Annotated in this window: 1 protein-coding gene; it reads right to left on the bottom strand. The window is 57.0% G+C overall.

Annotated elements, in window-relative coordinates; genetic code table 11:
- The coding region (locus tag BWI93_RS27970; protein ID WP_176454318.1) for a hypothetical protein at positions 1-442 on the bottom strand (442 nt) is incomplete at both ends.

Genomic DNA, 442 nt, shown 5'->3' with positions numbered 1-442 from the left:
CTCAAGCTGGAAGGCATCTTTTTCACCCACCAGAATCGAAATTCGCACGTAGCGAACGCCCGCGGGTGGGGTGAACGTAGTGGCGTAGTTGATTGGACCACCGCTCACCCACGTTCCTGCCTCGGTGTAGTAAGAAGTAAAACGCATCCCGCTGCCGCCCGCTACCGCCTTGCCAAAATAGGGTTGGCCCGGTGTTACTTCGATCAGCTGCGAGAGCGTAAAACGGCTATCCGACTGGGGCCTGCCTGATTCATTGACGTACTGACCATCCAGGGAACTGGACTTGTCGTACAGGTTCTTGCTCTGCTTCCGCGTGATGAAGCTGGTCTTTGCTGGAGTGACCGCCCGATCCGCCAGCTTCGTTGCGTTTACGGCACGAAGGGCCAGTTTCGAAGTGCCGATGCTGGCATCGATAATGCCCGTGCTGTCTACCTTTACGCCC

It is taken from the genome of Siphonobacter sp. BAB-5385 (assembly GCF_002261125.1).
Lineage (GTDB): Bacteria > Bacteroidota > Bacteroidia > Cytophagales > Spirosomataceae > Siphonobacter.
Note: the sequence above shows the minus strand (reverse complement) of the source record. Positions and strands in the feature narration are given on the sequence as shown.